General features: G+C 58.2%; 17 protein-coding genes and 1 pseudogene. 5 read left to right on the forward strand and 13 right to left on the reverse strand.

The window, feature by feature from the left end:
• Nucleotides 1-9 precede the first annotated feature (9 nt).
• The 5 genes from ftsE (at nt 10) to O9X62_RS02140 (ending at nt 5,116) form a co-directional block, all read left to right on the forward strand.
• Entirely contained in the window at nt 10-663 is a 654-nt protein-coding gene (gene ftsE / locus O9X62_RS02120; RefSeq protein WP_269531126.1) for a cell division ATP-binding protein FtsE, read from the forward strand.
• Nucleotides 664-684: 21 nt separating this feature from the next.
• Complete coding sequence (gene ftsX / locus O9X62_RS02125) at nt 685-1,587, forward strand: permease-like cell division protein FtsX (RefSeq protein WP_269531127.1); 903 nt, start codon at nt 685-687, stop codon at nt 1,585-1,587.
• An 85-nt stretch (nt 1,588-1,672) separates the two neighbouring features.
• Complete coding sequence (locus O9X62_RS02130; protein WP_269531128.1) at nt 1,673-2,491, forward strand: ABC transporter substrate-binding protein; 819 nt, start codon at nt 1,673-1,675, stop codon at nt 2,489-2,491.
• A gap of 160 nt (nt 2,492-2,651) precedes the next feature.
• Nucleotides 2,652-3,491: an RNA polymerase sigma factor RpoH gene (gene rpoH / locus O9X62_RS02135; RefSeq protein WP_269531129.1), complete on the forward strand. Its 840-nt coding sequence runs from the start codon at nt 2,652-2,654 to the stop codon at nt 3,489-3,491.
• A 215-nt stretch (nt 3,492-3,706) separates the two neighbouring features.
• Entirely contained in the window at nt 3,707-5,116 is a 1,410-nt protein-coding gene (locus tag O9X62_RS02140; RefSeq protein WP_308446410.1) for a UDP-glucose/GDP-mannose dehydrogenase family protein, read from the forward strand.
• Between the two features lie 59 nt (nt 5,117-5,175).
• Here O9X62_RS02140 and O9X62_RS02145 read toward each other — a convergent pair whose 3' ends face one another.
• From O9X62_RS02145 to O9X62_RS02205, 13 genes and pseudogenes are all read right to left on the reverse strand, one after another.
• Entirely contained in the window at nt 5,176-5,823 is a 648-nt protein-coding gene (locus tag O9X62_RS02145) for a class I SAM-dependent methyltransferase (RefSeq protein ID WP_269531130.1), read from the reverse strand.
• Nucleotides 5,824-5,825: 2 nt separating this feature from the next.
• Nucleotides 5,826-6,773 carry a UDP-glucuronic acid decarboxylase family protein gene (locus O9X62_RS02150; protein ID WP_269531131.1) on the reverse strand — a complete coding sequence of 316 codons (948 nt, stop codon included), beginning with the start codon at nt 6,771-6,773 and terminating at the stop codon, nt 5,826-5,828.
• Nucleotides 6,770-8,545 (reverse strand): tetratricopeptide repeat protein, encoded by a 1,776-nt coding sequence (locus O9X62_RS02155; RefSeq protein WP_269531132.1) that lies wholly within the window; start codon nt 8,543-8,545, stop codon nt 6,770-6,772. Before O9X62_RS02155 ends, O9X62_RS02150 begins: the two co-directional genes overlap by 4 nt.
• A 221-nt stretch (nt 8,546-8,766) precedes the next feature.
• The gene (locus O9X62_RS02160; RefSeq protein ID WP_269531133.1) at nt 8,767-10,755 is read right to left on the reverse strand and encodes a tetratricopeptide repeat protein; all 1,989 of its coding nucleotides are present in this window, start codon (nt 10,753-10,755) and stop codon (nt 8,767-8,769) included.
• Between the two features lie 4 nt (nt 10,756-10,759).
• Nucleotides 10,760-11,686 carry an ABC transporter ATP-binding protein gene (locus O9X62_RS02165; protein WP_269531134.1) on the reverse strand — a complete coding sequence of 309 codons (927 nt, stop codon included), beginning with the start codon at nt 11,684-11,686 and terminating at the stop codon, nt 10,760-10,762.
• Nucleotides 11,687-11,691: 5 nt separating this feature from the next.
• Complete coding sequence (locus tag O9X62_RS02170; protein ID WP_269531135.1) at nt 11,692-12,486, reverse strand: hypothetical protein; 795 nt, start codon at nt 12,484-12,486, stop codon at nt 11,692-11,694.
• 20 nt (nt 12,487-12,506) lie between these two features.
• Entirely contained in the window at nt 12,507-13,313 is an 807-nt protein-coding gene (locus O9X62_RS02175) for a hypothetical protein (RefSeq protein WP_269531136.1), read from the reverse strand.
• 75 nt (nt 13,314-13,388) lie between these two features.
• Nucleotides 13,389-13,739 (reverse strand): hypothetical protein, encoded by a 351-nt coding sequence (locus O9X62_RS02180; RefSeq protein ID WP_269531137.1) that lies wholly within the window; start codon nt 13,737-13,739, stop codon nt 13,389-13,391.
• Nucleotides 13,740-13,768: 29 nt separating this feature from the next.
• Nucleotides 13,769-13,951 carry a prepilin-type N-terminal cleavage/methylation domain-containing protein gene (locus O9X62_RS16015; protein ID WP_374708380.1) on the reverse strand — a complete coding sequence of 61 codons (183 nt, stop codon included), beginning with the start codon at nt 13,949-13,951 and terminating at the stop codon, nt 13,769-13,771.
• A gap of 178 nt (nt 13,952-14,129) precedes the next feature.
• Nucleotides 14,130-14,483 (reverse strand): hypothetical protein, encoded by a 354-nt coding sequence (locus tag O9X62_RS02190; protein ID WP_269531138.1) that lies wholly within the window; start codon nt 14,481-14,483, stop codon nt 14,130-14,132.
• Nucleotides 14,484-14,577: 94 nt separating this feature from the next.
• Nucleotides 14,578-14,694: pseudogene (locus O9X62_RS02195) on the reverse strand (prepilin-type N-terminal cleavage/methylation domain-containing protein); the annotation flags it as partial.
• 78 nt (nt 14,695-14,772) lie between these two features.
• Nucleotides 14,773-14,964 carry a prepilin-type N-terminal cleavage/methylation domain-containing protein gene (locus O9X62_RS15985; RefSeq protein WP_308446411.1) on the reverse strand — a complete coding sequence of 64 codons (192 nt, stop codon included), beginning with the start codon at nt 14,962-14,964 and terminating at the stop codon, nt 14,773-14,775.
• An 82-nt stretch (nt 14,965-15,046) separates the two neighbouring features.
• The gene (locus O9X62_RS02205; RefSeq protein ID WP_269531139.1) at nt 15,047-16,633 is read right to left on the reverse strand and encodes an HD family phosphohydrolase; all 1,587 of its coding nucleotides are present in this window, start codon (nt 16,631-16,633) and stop codon (nt 15,047-15,049) included.
• Nucleotides 16,634-16,646: the final 13 nt, after the last annotated feature.

The following is a 16,646-nucleotide window of genomic DNA, read 5'->3' on the forward strand; positions in this document are numbered from 1 at the left end:
CTACAGGCCATGATCCAGTTCAACCAAGTCACCAAGCGCTACCCAGGCGGTTACGAGGCGCTCAAGAACCTGAGCTTCCAGATCGAAACCGGCGAGCTGGTGTTTCTGGCCGGTCACTCGGGCGCAGGCAAGTCCACGCTGCTCCGGCTAATTGCCGGCATTGATCGCCCCACCGCCGGCTCCGTCGTCGTCAACGGCCAAAATCTGGCGGCCATCCGCCGTGGCGCCGTGCCCTTCGTGCGCCGCCATATCGGCCTGATCTTCCAGGACCACAAGATCCTGTTCGACCGCAGTGTGTTCGATAATGTGATGCTGCCACTGCAGATCGTGGGCTACGACCCGCGTGAAGCCGCGCGTCGCGTGCGTGCCGCGCTCGACAAGGTGGGCCTGCTGGGCCGCGAGAAGATGAACCCAGTGTCGCTCTCGGGTGGCGAACAGCAGCGCCTGTGCATTGCGCGTGCCGTGGTACACCGCCCCGCCATCCTACTGGCCGACGAACCCACGGGCAATCTCGACCGCGCCTACGCACTCGACATCATGGAGCTGTTCAAGAGCTTCCATCAGGTCGGCGTCACCATCGTGATCTCGGCGCACGATGAAACCCTGATGGCCGATTACGGCCGCCGCATCCTGCGCCTGTCCAAAGGCCAGTTTTCCCAATAAGACTTCAGATAGCGGCCCGCGATGAAACACTGGTTAATGCTGCACCGTATCGCTTTTGCCTCCACGCTCAAGCTGTTTGCCAGCAACCCGCTGGCATCGGGCTTCAACCTGCTTGTCATCGGCGTGGCGGTGGCACTGCCGCTGGGCCTGATGACGCTGGTCGATAACCTGCAGCGCCTGTCAGGCCGCCTGCCTACCGAACCGGAAGTCAGCGTCTTCCTCTATACCAGCGCCACCCCAGCCGACATCAATCGCGTGCGCGCGCTGATCGGCACCTTGCCCGATGTGACGCACAGTACCCATATCGACAAGCGTCAGGCACTGCGCGATCTGGAAGAGTCTAGCGGCATGCGCGAGCTGCTGGCCGGCCTGAGCGACAACCCGCTGCCCGATGCCTTCAGCCTGACGCTGAGCACCGCCGAGCCAGAAGCACTAAGCGCACTGAGCAACCGCCTCAAAGCCGATCCGGCCGTGGAAGCCGTGCAACTGGATTCCGAATGGGCTCGCCGTTTGGCCGCATTGGTACGCCTGGGTCGTGACCTCACCGTGGTGATTGCCGTGTTGTTCGGCGCGGGCCTGCTGCTCGTCACCACCAACCTGATCCGCATGCAGATCCTGACCCGGCGCGAGGAGATCGAAGTCAGCAAGCTGATTGGTGCCACGGACAGCTTCATCCGCCGCCCTTTCCTGTACTTTGCCGGCGTGCAGGCCGTGCTGGGCTCGGCCATCGGCATGCTGGTCGTCGCCATCATCCTGCAGCAGCTTGCCAAGCCGGTCGACACGCTGGCCGCCCTCTATGGCGAGCATTTCAATCTGATGCTGCCGCAGCCAGCTTTCCTGCTTACCGCAATGGGTTCCGTGGTGGCGCTGAGTCTGGCCGGGGCCATGCTGTCGGTCCGCAAGCATCTGCGCGAGACGGACTGATCCGTATATATATCTTTACCACTGGCCGCTACAAGCCAGCGCGGCTGACTAGAATGAACGAGTCTGGATGCTTGGCAGTCCTGTCATGGACATTGGAATGCGCACCTTCCTCGTCGCACTGCTCTGTTGCCTGCTGGTAGTGCCTTCGCCGGCTGCCGCAAGCACCGGGCATGCCTGCGTCAAGACAGTCCGGTGGAATCCGGATCTGCCCTACGCGGGCCAGGACGCCAGCGGCAAGCTGATCGGCAGTGATATCGAACTCCTGCAGGCACTGCTTCAGCGCATGGATTGTCGTGCCCAATTCGTGCAGATGCCTTGGGCGCGGGCCTTGGTAGAGCTGGAGCATGGCAAGCTCGATATCTTGCCCGGTGCCTTCAAGACCGCCGAGCGAGAGCGCTATGCGCGATTCAGCCAAGCCTACAGCCGAATACCCAATGTGCTCTTTGTGGCCACGAAGAAACTGCCCAGCTACCGATTTTCCCGCCTCGCCGATCTCATCGGAACCGACTTCCGGCTTGGCGTCCAAATCCATGTTTCCTATGGCCCGGAATTCGAGGCGCTCAAGCACCAGCCGGGATTCCGTGAGCGCCTGACACCTGTCACGCAACGCCACTCTGCCTGGAAAATGCTGGCGCTGGACCGTATCGATGGCTTGATCGCAGATGAAGTCACGGCCTTGCTTGAGCTGAAGGCACTGGGGCTGGAGCAGGAAATCCGCAAAACGAGCCTGATCGTCTCCAGCGACGCCGCCCACATCGCCCTGAGCCGGAAAACCACCGACGAAGCCTTCCTGATACGCTTCGATGCTGCGCTGGACGCCATCATTGCCGATGGCACCTATCTGTCGATCATGCAGCGGCACCTCCCCTGCAAAGTGTCCGTTCGTCAGCTCGGCTGCGACTGAGCACGCTACAAGAGAAGCCCTGCTGGCAGCATCAGCCGGCCGCTTGGTCACGAATGCAAATATCCACCTGCCCCGCTGAACTTTCGGCCCCATTGGCACTCTCATGCCGGGAGTGCTAACATCAGTCAGCCGTGAAATCCACACGGCGCAGGAGCTGCCAATGACCACCATGACCCTTCCCGTACTTGCCGGCGACACCCTCGACCGCTACGTCCAGCAGGTGAATGCCATTCCCTTGCTCACGCAGGAGGAAGAAGTCAGCCTAGCCGAACGCTACCACGCCGAGAATGATCTTGAGGCGGCCGGTAAGCTCGTCATGTCGCACCTTCGTGTGGTCGTCTCGATCGCCCGCGGTTACGCCGGTTACGGCCTGCCACAAGCTGATCTGATCCAGGAAGGCAATATCGGCCTGATGAAAGCCGTGAAGCGCTTCGAACCCAGCCGTGGCGTGCGTCTGTTCTCGTTCGCGATCCACTGGATCAAGGCCGAGATCCACGAATACATCCTGCGCAACTGGCGTCTGGTACGCATTGCCACCACCAAATCCCAACGCAAGCTGTTCTTCAACCTGCGCAGCATGCGCACGGGCCTGTCGTCGCTGACGCACAAGGAAGCCCAGAAAATCGCGGACGACCTCGGCGTCAAACCCGAAGAAGTCTTCGAAATGGAAACCCGGATGACCGGTCACGACGTGGCCTTGGTTGCCGACGACGGCGACGAAGACAGCTACGCCCCGATCGACTGGCTGGCCGACACCGACAACGAGCCCGTTGCCGTGCTCGAACGCCGCGCTACCGACCACCTGCACGGCGAAGGCCTGCGCGCCGCACTCGAGTCACTGGACCCGCGTAGCCGCCGTATCGTCGAAGCTCGCTGGCTGGCCGACGATAGCGGTGCTACGCTGCATGAACTGGCGGACGAATTCGGGGTATCGGCCGAGCGGATACGGCAGATTGAAGTGAAGGCTTTGCAGAAGATGAAAACAGCGCTCGTCGCTTGATCTTCAACAACCAAGGCCCATCGGACGTACAAGAATGGCCGAGCAAACTGCTCGGCCATTTTCATTGGATTGCCATCATGGTCGATTACCTTGCTTGGGCGGCTAATCTAGGCCGAGACAGGTACCGTACCGCCGATGCATGCAAGTCGCAGCAAGCCAACGATCATCCTCGCTATACTGCGCAAACGGCGTGACAACCACCCAGTTGACGCCCATTGCTTCGCATCCTTACCCCTTGGCGAACAGGTCCCGTTCGTCTTCAGACCATCAGGGCACGCCCCCACTTCGAGTTGAATATGAAAGTCACGGTTATTGGTACTGGCTACGTTGGATTGGTAACAGGTGCCTGTATTGCAGACATGGGTAACGAGGTTGTCTGCTTCGACATCAACGAGGGCAAGATCCAACGGCTCAATGAGGGTGAGATTCCTATCTATGAACCTGGCCTGCAAGCAATGGTGGCCCGCAACGTCGCAGCTGGCCGGCTGAGCTTCACAACCGATGTGGCGGCCTCCGTCGCGCATGGACAACTTCAATTCATTGCCGTAGGTACACCACCGGGCAAGAACGGTGGCGCCGATTTAGATCAGGTGCTTACCGCCGCCGCCAATATTGGCCGGCACATGACTGATTACAAAGTCATCATCGACAAAAGTACCGTGCCAGTCGGAACGGCAGATCGCGTCAGGCAGACCGTTGAGGCGCAACTTAACGAGCGCGGCATGGCGATGCCTTTCAGTGTCGTGTCCAACCCGGAGTTCCTGAAGGAAGGGGCCGCGATTGATGACTTCATGAAACCCGACCGCATCATCATCGGGGCCGAAGACGATATGGCGATCAGCCTGATGCGCGAACTGTATGCGCCTTTCCAGCGCAGCCATGATCGCATCATCATGATGGATATACGCAGCGCAGAACTCACCAAGTACGCCGCCAACGCCATGCTGGCTACGCGAATCAGCTTCATGAACGAACTGGCCAATCTGGCTGAATCACTGGATGCAGATATCGAACTGGTGCGCAAAGGTATCGGTTCCGACCCCCGGATCGGCTTTCAGTTTCTGTACCCCGGCGTGGGATATGGCGGATCCTGCTTTCCCAAAGATGTGCAGGCGCTGGTGCAGACGGCACGTGACAACGGTCATGAACTGCGTGTACTGCAAGCCGTCGAGCAGGCCAACGATGCGCAGAAACATGTGCTGACCAAGAAACTGGTACGGCAGCTTGGCGACAAGCTGAGCGGCAAGTCGCTGGCACTTTGGGGACTGTCGTTCAAGCCTGATACCGATGATATGCGGGATGCCCCGAGCTTGGTCGTCATTGCAGATCTGCTCGCCCTTGGCGCAACCATTCGCGCCTACGACCCCATCGCCGCCCACGAGGCCCAGCGCTTGCTCGGTCAGAATCCCCGCATTACTTATTGCGAAACTGCGATGGATGCGGTGGAGGGTGCCGATGCGCTGATCATCGTGACGGAATGGAAAGAGTTCCGGGTGATCGACTTTGAGGCCGTAAGGTCAAGACTGAAGCAGCCTTATATCTTCGATGGTCGCAATCTCTATGAGCCTGCAGCTACCCAACGGGCAGGATTGCATTATTTCCCTATCGGCAGAAAGTCCGGCTAGCACACTGGCAACACAGACCCGCACTGGCCAATAGGCCGGCGGGTCTGTTGCTTGATTGGCTAGCCCAGCACCAGCGCCGGGGTATCAATCTTCCTCACGACCCATTGGTTGGGCGGTGCCATGACGTGCATATAGTAGGAAGGCAATTCGCTGACCAACCTTGTCGGTCCTGGCCAGGATGGCACATCGTCAAATACGATGAACCCGCCATCTTTCACATAAGCCGACCACAACTCAAAATCCTTACGCACCGCGTGATAGGCATGGTCTGCATCAACGAACAGCACATCAACCTGACGATCCAGTGGCCAGTGCTTGGCGGCCTCATGCGTTGTCATGCGCATCGGGGTCACATATTGACCTAGCCCTCGTGTCGCTAGATTGGCTTTGAACTCGTTGAAAAGCTGATCGGGCTCATAGTCTCGCAACAGCTCGGCGTGCAAGTCTTCGTTCTGGCTGCCTTGCCACGTATCTACTGCCCACACATGGCCATTGCCACGATCCTGAACAGCGGAGGCGAGCCAACAGGTTGAGCGCCCCTTCCAGGAGCCCAGTTCAACTACGACAGGATTGTCGCCAACATGGTTGAGCACAATGTCGTACAACACCGCACCCGCACCGATCAGCAGCCAACCCTGAATGTCGCTGACGCTTTCCTCTATGGCTTTGAGCCTGTTCTCAAGGCGCTGCTCGTCACTTACCACCATGGTTATACATCCTTTGCAAACAGCTGCTTGAAGTAGCTGATGGTCTGCGCCAGCCCCTGCTCCACATCGACCCGTGGTGCCCAATTGAGCTGAGTACTGGCAAGAGAAATCGCTGGTCGTCTTTGCTTGGGATCGTCTTGGGGCAAAGGCATGTGTTTCAGCTGAGACCGGCTGCCCGTCAAACGAATGACTTCCTGGGCCAGTTGCACCATCGTCAATTCGATCGGGTTGCCCAGATTGATCGGGCCGGTAATGCCGGCGGGCGAGTTCATCATTGCCACCAGACCCTCTATCAGATCTGAGACAAAACAGAATGAACGGGTCTGCATGCCGTCGCCATAGAGCGTGATGTCTTCGCCACGCAAAGCCTGAACGATGAAATTGCTGACTACGCGTCCGTCGTCCGGGTGCATCCTTGGCCCGTATGTATTGAATATCCGGACCACCTTGATATCCACGCCGTGCTGGCGGTGATAATCAAAAAACAGCGTTTCCGCACAGCGCTTGCCTTCATCGTAGCAACTGCGGATACCAATCGGATTGACCTTCCCCCAGTATGACTCGGTCTGTGGGTGCTCTTCAGGATCACCATACACTTCGGAGGTCGAAGCCTGAAGAATGGTTGCGCCAACGCGTTTGGCCAGACCCAGCATGTTGATCGCGCCGTGTACGCTGGTTTTCAGCGTTTGGACGGGGTCGTGCTGATAGTGAACCGGGCTTGCCGGGCAGGCCAAGTTATAGATCTGATCCACTTCCACATAGAGCGGAAATGTCACGTCGTGACGCATGACCTCGAAGTGGGAGTTCCCCATTAAATGGGCGACATTGCGCTTCGTGCCGGTAAAGAAGTTGTCGACACACAAGACCTCATGGCCATCCGCCAGAAGGCGCTCACACAAATGAGAGCCGAGGAACCCGGCCCCGCCTGTTACCAAAATGCGCTTGCTCATGATTCGTCGCCCTTATTCTGCTTGCTGACCTGATGACGCCACAGTTGCGTATACACCGCTTCCAAGTCACGCGTGAACTGGCGGGTATCAAACAACGGGGTCTGCAGCAGTTGCGCCTGCAAGCGCACCCTCAACGCACTCAGCTCATCCGGGTGCTGTGCCAGACGCAAGATACAGTGTTCGTACTCTTCGGGTGTGTGGGTAATCAGCTCGGACAGGCCCACATTGACCAAGAGCGATGCGGCCACGCGACTGGCGAAGGTCTCTCCCATCATCGTGACCAGTGGCACGCCGGCCCACAGAGCATCGCTCCCCGTGGTGTGGGATCCGTAAGGGAAAGTATCCAACGCGAGATCGGCCAGACCGATCCGGCCCATGTGCTCTGCCAACGTCCGTTTGGGGGCGAAGACGATGCGTGATGCATCGACCCCCCGCTGGTGTGCCTCTTCCAGCAGGTTGTCCTTGGCGGCCTCAGGCGGCTCAAGCAGCCAGAGCTGGCTGCCGTCAATCTTCTTCAGCAACGCACACCAAATATCAAACGTCGCCGGACCAAGCTTGAACGGCTGATTGAACGAGCACATGACAAAAGCATCGGACGCGAGACCCTCTGCCTCGCGCGAACTCGTCAGACCATTGGCGCGCTTGTTGTCATTAGGTTGATAACAATGGGGCAGATTGACGACCTTTTCTGAGTACTGACCCGCGTGCTCAGGCGGCGTCACCACGGCATCACCGAACAAGTAGTCCGCAAAAGCCGTACCCGTGGTACCGGGATAGCCAAGCCAAGTAACCTGGATGGGCGCACAGCGCTTGTAGCTCAGCCCATCTATCCGGCTATAAGCCGTATGTCCGTTCAACTCGACCAGGATATGCAAGCGATGCGTACGGATCAGCGCTTGCAGCTCATCGTCGGCCAGCGCCCTCACATCATGAAAGTGTTCGAACGCCGCCTCGATACGCTGACGATCCGCCCCATCTCGCTTGGGCCCAGTGGCATAACCGAATACTTCAAACTTGCTCCGATCGTGACACTCCAGCGCACCAACCAGCAGATGGCTGACCGGATGTGTACCGAAATCCGACGAAAGATAGCCAATTCTCAAGCGCTCGCCTTCTCCTCCCGGAGGCAGCAACATCTCACTCTCCAACGGGGCCTCCCGGGCTGCCTGGGAGCGCTGCAAGGTGGCTTGGTACAGATCGTGGCGCGAGAACTCTCGGAGACCACACAGAGCAAACACCATACCGCCATGCTTGCCCTCATCCACAATCAATCGATGAGCATGTGCAATACGTGCATCCAGGTCCTCCCAGTCATACATTTCCATCGCGGCGTGGACCAGCATGGAGGCCGCATAAGCATCGTCAGGCGCCAAGCGTACCAACTCTGAATAGCAATAGACGGCCTCGGGATGGAGCTTCAGGGCACGATGGGCGTCCGCAAAGCCCGCCATCGCGCGTTTGTCATCCGGGCTGACCGCCAGCACGGCAGCGAACTCCAGTCTCGCCTCGGTGGGGCAGTCATCGTAGAGATAGACCTGACCCAACCCAGTCCGTGCACGGATCGAATCCGGCTCCAGCAACAGCGCATCCATGAAGGCCTGCTTGGCTTCCTTGGCCTTACCCGAACGCAACCACGCAATACCCAGGTTGATATAAACCTCGGGAAGCCGGCACCCCGCCGCCAACAGTTGCTGGAGCGTCTCTGCCCCGGCGTGGATCTGACCGCACTCAACCTGTGCTGCCCCTAACTGGCGAAGGAGATCCTGGTCCATTCCGGTGAACTGCAAAGTGCGCTGTATCAGGGGTAGTGCTTCTTCAAAGCGCTCCAACCCCATCAGTGCGGCGCACAGGGCGCGTCTGGCCAGAAGGCTGTCCGGGTGTCGACGCAAATGGGCCCGTGCCAACGGCTCCAACTGGGCGAACTGTCGGCTGTTGCACAAGTCAACCAGCTTCCTTGCCGGGTCACTCGCGGACTTGGACTTGGTGTTTTTATTCATGACAGTAGATGGTCCGGAGCGAGGCCGCGATGATGGCGATCCATCATGCGCCTATAAAGTTGTTCGAGATCTCTGGCAAAACCTGCTGTATCAAACAGCGGCGTCTTGTCACGGTTACGGCGCAACTTCTGTCTGATCCGCTTTAGGCGCACAGGGTCGGAGGCCAGATGGATCGCCAGGGCCTCGTAGTCCGCTTGGCTAGTCACGGCCAGTTCGGGCACGCCGATGGCCCGCAAAAGGCTTGCTGCCACACGGCTGGCAAACGTCGTCCCCATCAGGCTGACCAAGGGAACACCCATCCAGAGTGCATCGCTACCGGTGGTGTGCGATCCATAGGGAAACGTGTCCAGTGCAATATCGGCAAGGGCCAGTCTGGCCAGATGTTCATCTGCCGGTACGCGGCGAGCGAAAATCAGGCGCTCCGATCCGATACCGCGACGGGAAAATTCCTCCTGCAGATTTGCCTGAGGAATGTCTCCAGCGTTGAGCAGCCATATCACAGAACCAGGTACTGCCTTCATGATCCGGCACCACGCATCCAGCATGGTGGGCAAAATCTTGTAGTAGTTATTGAATGAGCAGAAAACGATGCCTGATGCTGGCAAGCCAGCACGTTGCCGGCTTCTGAGGCGTTGGCTCGGGCGGCCATCATCGTTGGGCTGATAGCAATGCGGCATCAGCGCCAGTTTCTCGGAGTAGTCATCGGCCATTGCCAGTGGGGTCGTTACCGGATCGCCAATCAGGTAGTCAATCACACCATCAAAGCCGGTCGTCCCGGGATAGCCCAGCCATGTGACCTGGATGGGTGCGGCGCGCAAGGACATTGCCCGTAAGCGATTGTTGCGCGTCCAGCCATTCAGATCCACCAGGATGTCGATTTCGTCCCGACGCAGGCGGTCAACCAGTTCGACGTCACCTAAACGACTCACCTCGATAAAACTGTCACAGGCAGATTTGATCTGGGTATGAACATGGTGCCCGCGGCGCGCTCGGTCCGCTGAGTACCCAAAGATTCTGAAATGCTGTTTGTCATGCGCCGCCAGTACGCCCGCCACCAGTCGGCCCACCGGATGGTTACCAAAGTCGGACGAGATATAACCGATGCGTAGCTTGCGATGCTTGTAGTTGAAGCGGGGATCATCTGGTGCGCGTCTATCGACGTTGACAGGCAGGCTGTCGACTTCGCGACGCGCTTGGCATCTGGCAACCTTGAGATGCAGATCAGGCCCGATATCTAGCGACAGCAACTGGAATGGCTGCGCAATGCTCTTGGTTTCCAGCGCCTCGCGGAGTAGCGCCATGTCCTGCTCCAGGCTTTCCCAGTCCACATTCCAGTGGCTGAGATGAACCATCGCTGCAACAGGATCCCCGTATTGCGGGAAACGGCTGACCAGCTCTGCATATACGGCACAGGCCTCCGCGTACATGCCCTTGTCTTTGTAGGTGCGCGCAAATCCCATCAGCGTGAAGGGATCATCCTGCCGCATCATCAGGGCCCGGCCATGGCAGATGATGGCGTCATCCAGATCGCCGTTATCGAGCAAGACCCTCGCGAGGCCACGCCAAGCGGCATAGCACCCTTCATCCCAATTCACGGCGTCGTTGTACGCCGCGAGCGCCTGTTTGAAGTCGCGCTGCTTGTAATAGGTCCACCCCAGATTGGCCAAGGCGTCAGCATCATCCGGCTTGAGGGCTAGTGCGGCCTCAAACATCCGGACGGCATCCGGATAACGCCCCAGGGAAGACAAGGCCACGCCCTTGTTCGACCACAACTCGTGATCGCGCGGCTCAAGCCGGAGGGCTCGTTCCAGTGTTGTAAGCGCCTCCTCATGGCGTCCTTGGGCAATGAGGGCAACACCCAGTGATTTCAGCCCGTAGATGTCTTTTGCATGCTTGGGCTGATAGGCGCGGGCCAGGGCCTCGGCGTCTGCGTAATCCTGACCCATCAAAAGACGGGGGATGTCCGGGTCGGTATTGTCAATCATGGGATCATGCACTCGGCGAGCGGTTGGACTCTGCATCAAACTCGGCAACAAAACGGATGAATGCGCGCTCCAGTGACAAGGCAGGGCGCACCTCGATCACTTCATCGCCAGCCGCACGCAGGGCGTCCAGCACCTGCCAGGTATCTCTGCGGGAAATTTCCATGCTCCACCGCCCTGCGGTCTCAGGCTCCGCGCCCGGCAAAGGCTTGCTGCCCGCATAACGGATCAGCACATGATCATCTTGATTCAACAGCTCGGCTGGTGACTTGATCGTCCGTAGCTTGCCGCGATGAATCAGGCCCACTCGGTGTGCCAAGCGCTCGACATCATGCAGCACGTGCGACGAGAAGAAGATCGTGCCACCCTCCTGGCGGTAGTTCAGAAGAATCTCCACCACCTCACGGCGACCGAGAGGATCCAGGCCCGATAGCGGCTCGTCGAGTATGAGCAACCTAGGCTGACAAGCCAACGCATGAGCCAATGCCGTTCTCTGGACCATGCCCTTGGAGAAACCACGGATGACCTTGTTGGCTACCTGATCCAGCCCGAATCTTTCTAGCCAGAGATGGCAATGGTCACGCAGAGCGTTGCCCCGCAAAGGGAGCACATGAGCTGCCACACCCATCTTGAGTATTTCCATGGGTGTCAGGTAGTCGTACAGCCACGGGCTCTCGGGCACATAGCCCACACCGCGGCGGCTACCATGCTCACCAACGCTTGTACCGAAAAGTGCGGCCTCCCCTGCGTCTTGCCGCAACGCGCCGGTCAGCACCTTGATGGTTGTACTTTTGCCGGCACCATTCTGGCCAATGAACCCAAAGGCCTCCCCGGGTTGAACGGAGAAACTGACGTCATCCAGCGCCACAAAACGCTTGCCGTAGCCCTTGCTGAATGACTTACTTAAACCGTGAATCGAAATCGCATCCGTCATCGAGATCATCTTTCCTGAACAACTGGCTTGCCTGACTTATCCAGCACGAAACGGCCACCTAGGGGATCTTGAGGAATGGTGGCGACGTAGCCCGCAGAGACCAGCGCCTCCAGCTCGGGCGGAGGGTGCCCCCTCTCCGTCTGCCAGCGGGTTGTAGCGGAGCGCAGCATGGCCAGCCGATTGATTCGTTGCGCCCGCTTCCTCAGGAAAGCGGCGTAGTCACGATTTCTTGTACTTTTGGCCATCTCAAGCAAGGTCTGCTCCGCCGCGCTCAAGTCGCCGCGCTCCGCCCAGAAAATGGCCATGCTATCTAGTGACTTCCGCTTGTCGTCCGTGTTCATCCTGCGAGCAGCGAGCCGAACGGTCGTGGAGGCAGCCTCAGGGTCTTTATTGAAGTAAAGCTGGTGGAAACCGTAGAAAAAGGGGGGGTACATGTCATAGGGCCGCCCCTGCATGGCAAGGCTGAGGATTTCCTGCGTCAGCGTCAGCTGCCCGGCCCAGGGCAGGATTGCGGTCGCGATGTAGTAGTTGTCTTCATGCCCCGGGTTGAAGCGGGCAGCATCCCTTTGCAACAAGCCAAGGACTTGATAGGTCTCCGGCTTGAGTCGATGCGTCCCCACCATCAACGCCCTGAGTGTATTGACATTGGCGGCGACATAACGATCCCCACCCGCTAGCGCCAGTTGCGCCGCAGGCGGCAGATAGACTGCCGCCTCGGTATCGACCCGCTGACGCTCGGCAGTCCGATTCAGACTGACCGACCAGAGATGGCCTGCTACCGCCGCGGCCAAGATGATCATCGGCGCAAATCGGTACCACACTATGCGAACTCCCGCTTCTGCAATGCATAGTGCGCGAGTACCAGCAAAGCCACCAAGTAAGCACCGACGCTGAACGACGCCGTCAGGACGCTAGTCCAATCGGGGACCACACCATAAAGAGGCCACGCGCGGATATCCATACGGTCCAGATCGGGGATCAGCCAGCGCACCAGATTGACCGGGCCATCCCATGCCTGCTTGAAGCGCTCATCCCCTCCCGCCCCCTTGGCCATGAAATCCAGCACGGGGCCGAGAGCACGGGCGGCCACGGCAAACGCTAAGCCCACCAGGAATGGCAACATGGTTGTGGTGGCCGCAGTGGCTACGGCGAGTGCCAGCGCGGTCACCAGTGCCAGATCCAGCGCCATTAACATTAGGGTGGTCAGATAAGGCAGGCCCAGTTGGAGTTCATGCGGATAGGCATAGCCCCATGAGGAGTACCGTGTGAGGACATTGAGCATGATCCCCAGCACAGTCAATGCAAGCACCAGCATGACCATAATGCCGAGGTAACGGCCGATCAGATACTCTGTGCGCGAACTTGGATAGGCAAAAACAAAAAAGACCGTCCTGCGCTCGATTTCCTTACTGACCAGGTCCTGCACCCAGATCAGGGACAGCAGCGTTAACGACATGCGGATACCCGACAGGCCAACATCGAGCGCCACAGCCTGAGGCTGCCTGGCAGAGAACGCGGCGGCCAATACCGCGACGCCGAGCGTTAGCAGGCTCAATAACAGGAATGCTTGAGAAAGCCGACCGCGCAACGCGGACCGGCCGGTTGCCAGCGCATGTTGGAAAATCATGGCATCAACTTCGAGAGAATCAAGACAAAAGGAGCGGCCTAAGCCGCCCCCTTCAGAGATAACAGGGATACCCGTTTAGCAACCGGTGGTCAGGTTCGAAGCCACTTCCGAGGTTGTGCACCCATCGGTACCGCAAGAGGTCGTCGCAGCAGAAACCGCACCACCCGCAGTCGTGCCACCAAACTTGTTCTTGCCCTTGATCGAGCCAGCACATACGCCTGCCGTAACGGCATCTTGGGAGTAGTCCATCAGCACATTGGACGAGCACTTGAGGCTGAAGTCATTCTTGACGAAGCTAGCGGTGCTACCCGTCACCGTGATGGAAGTTGCGGCACCTTCGCAAGCGGCGGTCGCGCCGGCCTCAAGACTGGCAGCCATAGCGGCAGTCGCAATCAGCGCCGAAAGGGAGATTTGGGACTTCTTCATGATGAGCTCCTTAACTTGGCCGAAAGGAATCAGTTATTCGAGTTGGCAGCAGCACCAGTCAGGAAGTTGCGCGCATCGGATTGCGCAGCCTTGTCCTCACCCTTCTTGGTGTACTCGCTGAACTGCGGAATGGCGATTGCGGCCAGAATACCGATGATGGCAACAACAATCATCAGCTCGATGAGGGTAAAACCCTGCTGTAGTCGTTTCATCTTGTAGCTCCTTGGGGTTGCGCAAAGTGGCAGCATACTGGAGATAGTGCCGCTTCTACTTTAGCAAAGAATGTGCCCCGCCAAGCAGTCGGCAGACGACTTCGTGAAAACTGCGATACCGAACACCAATAAAAAAGGAGCAGCTCTCGCCGCTCCTTTTGACCGCATGGGCTGCTGATTAGCAACCGGTGGTCAGGTTGGATGCAACCTCAGTGGTCGTGCAACCATCCGTACCGCAAGTCGTCGTGGCAGCGGAAACTGCGCCACCAGCGGTGGTGCCGCCAAACTTGTTCTTACCCTTGATCGAACCAGCACAAACGCCAGCGGTAACGGCATCTTGGCTGTAATCCATCAGAACGTTGGCCGAACACTTGAGGCTGAAATCATTCTTAACAAAACTAGCAGTACTGCCAGACACGGTCACCGAAGTGGCAGTGCCAGCACACGCAGTAACTGCGGTCGCCTCGACGCTAACAATACCAATTGCGGCAGTGGCGATCAGGGACGCCAAGGAAATTTGCGATTTCTTCATGATGAACTCCGTAATTAGCTAGAAGGGATTAGTTGTTCGAGTTGGCAGCAGCGCCAGTCAGGAAGTTGCGCGCATCGGATTGCGCAGCCTTGTCCTCACCCTTCTTGGTGTATTCGCTGAATTGCGGAATGGCAATCGCGGCCAGAATGCCGATGATGGCAACAACAATCATCAGTTCGATGAGGGTAAAGCCCTTCTGCAGTCGTTTCATCTTGTAACTCCTTGAATATGATCTTGACCAAGCATGCCACCGTGGCACGCGGACGACTATAGCAAAAAACATACCTTGCTAGTCTGTACCAGGCCCGTTTGCACCAGCCAAATTAAGAAAGTTCCGCGCATCAGACTGCGCAGCCTTGTCTTCCCCTCGCTGCATGTACTCACTGAAGCTAGGCATCGCTATTGCGGCCAGCACACCGATAATACCCAGAACGATCATCAGCTCTATGAGCGTAAAGCCTTGCTGTCTGCTGGTATTCATGACTTCAGGCCTAGGGGTGGACATGGGCGATACAGTACGCAACTAGCATGCCAAGACCAACGCCTCTGGCGCATCAAGCAGCCTAGATAGTCGCCAAGCGCAGAATCGCCCCTTCATCCACCACGTCAATCTGCCCCGACTCCAGAAACTGATGGGCGTATTGCAGGTAGACCTGTTCCTTCACGAACACCTCAAAAAGCTCATGATCCACATGTTTGTCCTTGCACATACGCGCGAGAATGGTCAGCGACTCGGAGAGGGTCTTGCCTGGCTTGTAGGGGCGGTCGCGCGCCGTCAGGGCCTCGAAGATGTCGGCGATGCCCATCATGCGGGCCTGCAGGCTCATCTGTTCGCGGGTAAGGCCGCGCGGGTAGCCTTTGCCATCCATGCGCTCATGGTGCCCGCCCGCGTACTCAGGGACAGACTTCAGGTGCTTGGGCCAAGGCAGTGCTTCCAGCAGCTGGATAGTCACATCAATGTGATGGTTGATGATCTCGCGCTCAGTACCAGTGAGCGTGCCGCGGGCAATGCTGAGATTTTCAATCTCGTCCTCACTCAAGAACGGCACAGACTGACCATTTTCGTCACTTAGCCGATAGGCGCCAATGTCGCGCACACGCTGCTGATCTTCCGGCTTCATGAATTCGCCACCCAGATTGGCGCGGCGCAGGAAAGCGCGGTCATCCTCCAGTTGGACCAACCTGGCCTGGTAAGCGGCCTCATCCGTGACACCACGCAAGAAGGCAATTTCGGCATCTCGCTTGAGGACTTCAAAGCGGGTATCTATCAGCTTGATGCGGTCAAAGATGGTTTCCAGCTTCGTGGATTTGTCCACCACGTGGACCGGCGTGGTGATCTTGCCGCAGTCGTGCAGCAAACCGGCGATCTTGAGCTCGTAACGATCCTTCTCGGTCAGGTGGAATGCCTTGAGCGGTCCCCAGTCGACGCGGTTGACCGCCTCGGCCAGCAGCATGGTGAGCGCGGGAACCCGTTCGCAGTGGCCGCCGGTATAGGGACTCTTGTCATCGATCGCCGTGTTGATCAGGTTGATCAGTGCTTCGAACAGGTTTTCCAGCTCATTGATCAACTGCCGGTTGGTGAGCGCAATGGCGGCTTGGGATGAGAGTGACTCAACCAGCCGCTGATCCTGATCGCCAAATGGTTCGATCTGCCCCTGTGCATCGAGTTTATTGATCAGCTGGAGTACGCCGATGATCTCGCGCTCGTGATTGCGCAAAGGAACCGTCAGAAACGATTTGGAGAGATAGCCATTGGCGGCATCAAAACGCTTGGTGCCGGAGAAATCAAAACCGACAGCCTGATAGGCATCGGGAATATTGAAGGTTTCCCCAACAAGCGCGGCGCAAGCGACCACCGTGTGGGTGTTGGGTGTGCCGTCGTCGAGCATCATGGGAATGGGCGGCATGGGGGGCTTTTTCCCGGTGCTCCCACCCATGGCGATGCCCAAAGTATCCGTGCGCACGATCTCGAAATGCAGCTGCTCGTCGCGCACCAGGTACAAGGTGCCGGCATCGGCATTGACGAGATTCTTGGCCGCCATCAGGATCAGCTCGACAAGCCGATTGATATCGCGCTCACTCGATAGCGCAATGCCGATTGCGTTGAGCATCTCCAGCCGATGCATCAGCTGATGGGCCTGCTCGCTCATGGCCTCGTTGCTC

Source organism: Chitinimonas sp. BJYL2 (assembly GCF_027257935.1).
Classification (GTDB): domain Bacteria; phylum Pseudomonadota; class Gammaproteobacteria; order Burkholderiales; family Chitinimonadaceae; genus Chitinimonas.

Bases quoted from the DNA above. Each gene is read 5' to 3' on its own strand.
- ftsE (WP_269531126.1), top strand. From the start codon at position 10: ATGATCCAGTTCAACCAAGTCACCAAGCGCTACCCAGGCGGTTACGAG.
- ftsX (WP_269531127.1), top strand. From the start codon at position 685: ATGAAACACTGGTTAATGCTGCACCGTATCGCTTTTGCCTCCACGCTC.
- O9X62_RS02130 (WP_269531128.1), top strand. From the start codon at position 1,673: ATGGACATTGGAATGCGCACCTTCCTCGTCGCACTGCTCTGTTGCCTG.
- rpoH (WP_269531129.1), top strand. From the start codon at position 2,652: ATGACCACCATGACCCTTCCCGTACTTGCCGGCGACACCCTCGACCGC.
- O9X62_RS02145 (WP_269531130.1), bottom strand. From the start codon at position 5,823: ATGGTGGTAAGTGACGAGCAGCGCCTTGAGAACAGGCTCAAAGCCATA.
- O9X62_RS02150 (WP_269531131.1), bottom strand. From the start codon at position 6,773: ATGAGCAAGCGCATTTTGGTAACAGGCGGGGCCGGGTTCCTCGGCTCT.
- O9X62_RS02155 (WP_269531132.1), bottom strand. From the start codon at position 8,545: ATGGACCAGGATCTCCTTCGCCAGTTAGGGGCAGCACAGGTTGAGTGC.
- O9X62_RS02160 (WP_269531133.1), bottom strand. From the start codon at position 10,755: ATGATTGACAATACCGACCCGGACATCCCCCGTCTTTTGATGGGTCAG.
- O9X62_RS02165 (WP_269531134.1), bottom strand. From the start codon at position 11,686: ATGACGGATGCGATTTCGATTCACGGTTTAAGTAAGTCATTCAGCAAG.
- O9X62_RS02170 (WP_269531135.1), bottom strand. From the start codon at position 12,486: ATGATCATCTTGGCCGCGGCGGTAGCAGGCCATCTCTGGTCGGTCAGT.
- O9X62_RS02175 (WP_269531136.1), bottom strand. From the start codon at position 13,313: ATGATTTTCCAACATGCGCTGGCAACCGGCCGGTCCGCGTTGCGCGGT.
- O9X62_RS02180 (WP_269531137.1), bottom strand. From the start codon at position 13,739: ATGAAGAAGTCCCAAATCTCCCTTTCGGCGCTGATTGCGACTGCCGCT.
- O9X62_RS16015 (WP_374708380.1), bottom strand. From the start codon at position 13,951: ATGAAACGACTACAGCAGGGTTTTACCCTCATCGAGCTGATGATTGTT.
- O9X62_RS02190 (WP_269531138.1), bottom strand. From the start codon at position 14,483: ATGAAGAAATCGCAAATTTCCTTGGCGTCCCTGATCGCCACTGCCGCA.
- O9X62_RS15985 (WP_308446411.1), bottom strand. From the start codon at position 14,964: ATGAATACCAGCAGACAGCAAGGCTTTACGCTCATAGAGCTGATGATC.
- O9X62_RS02205 (WP_269531139.1), bottom strand. From the start codon at position 16,633: ATGAGCGAGCAGGCCCATCAGCTGATGCATCGGCTGGAGATGCTCAAC.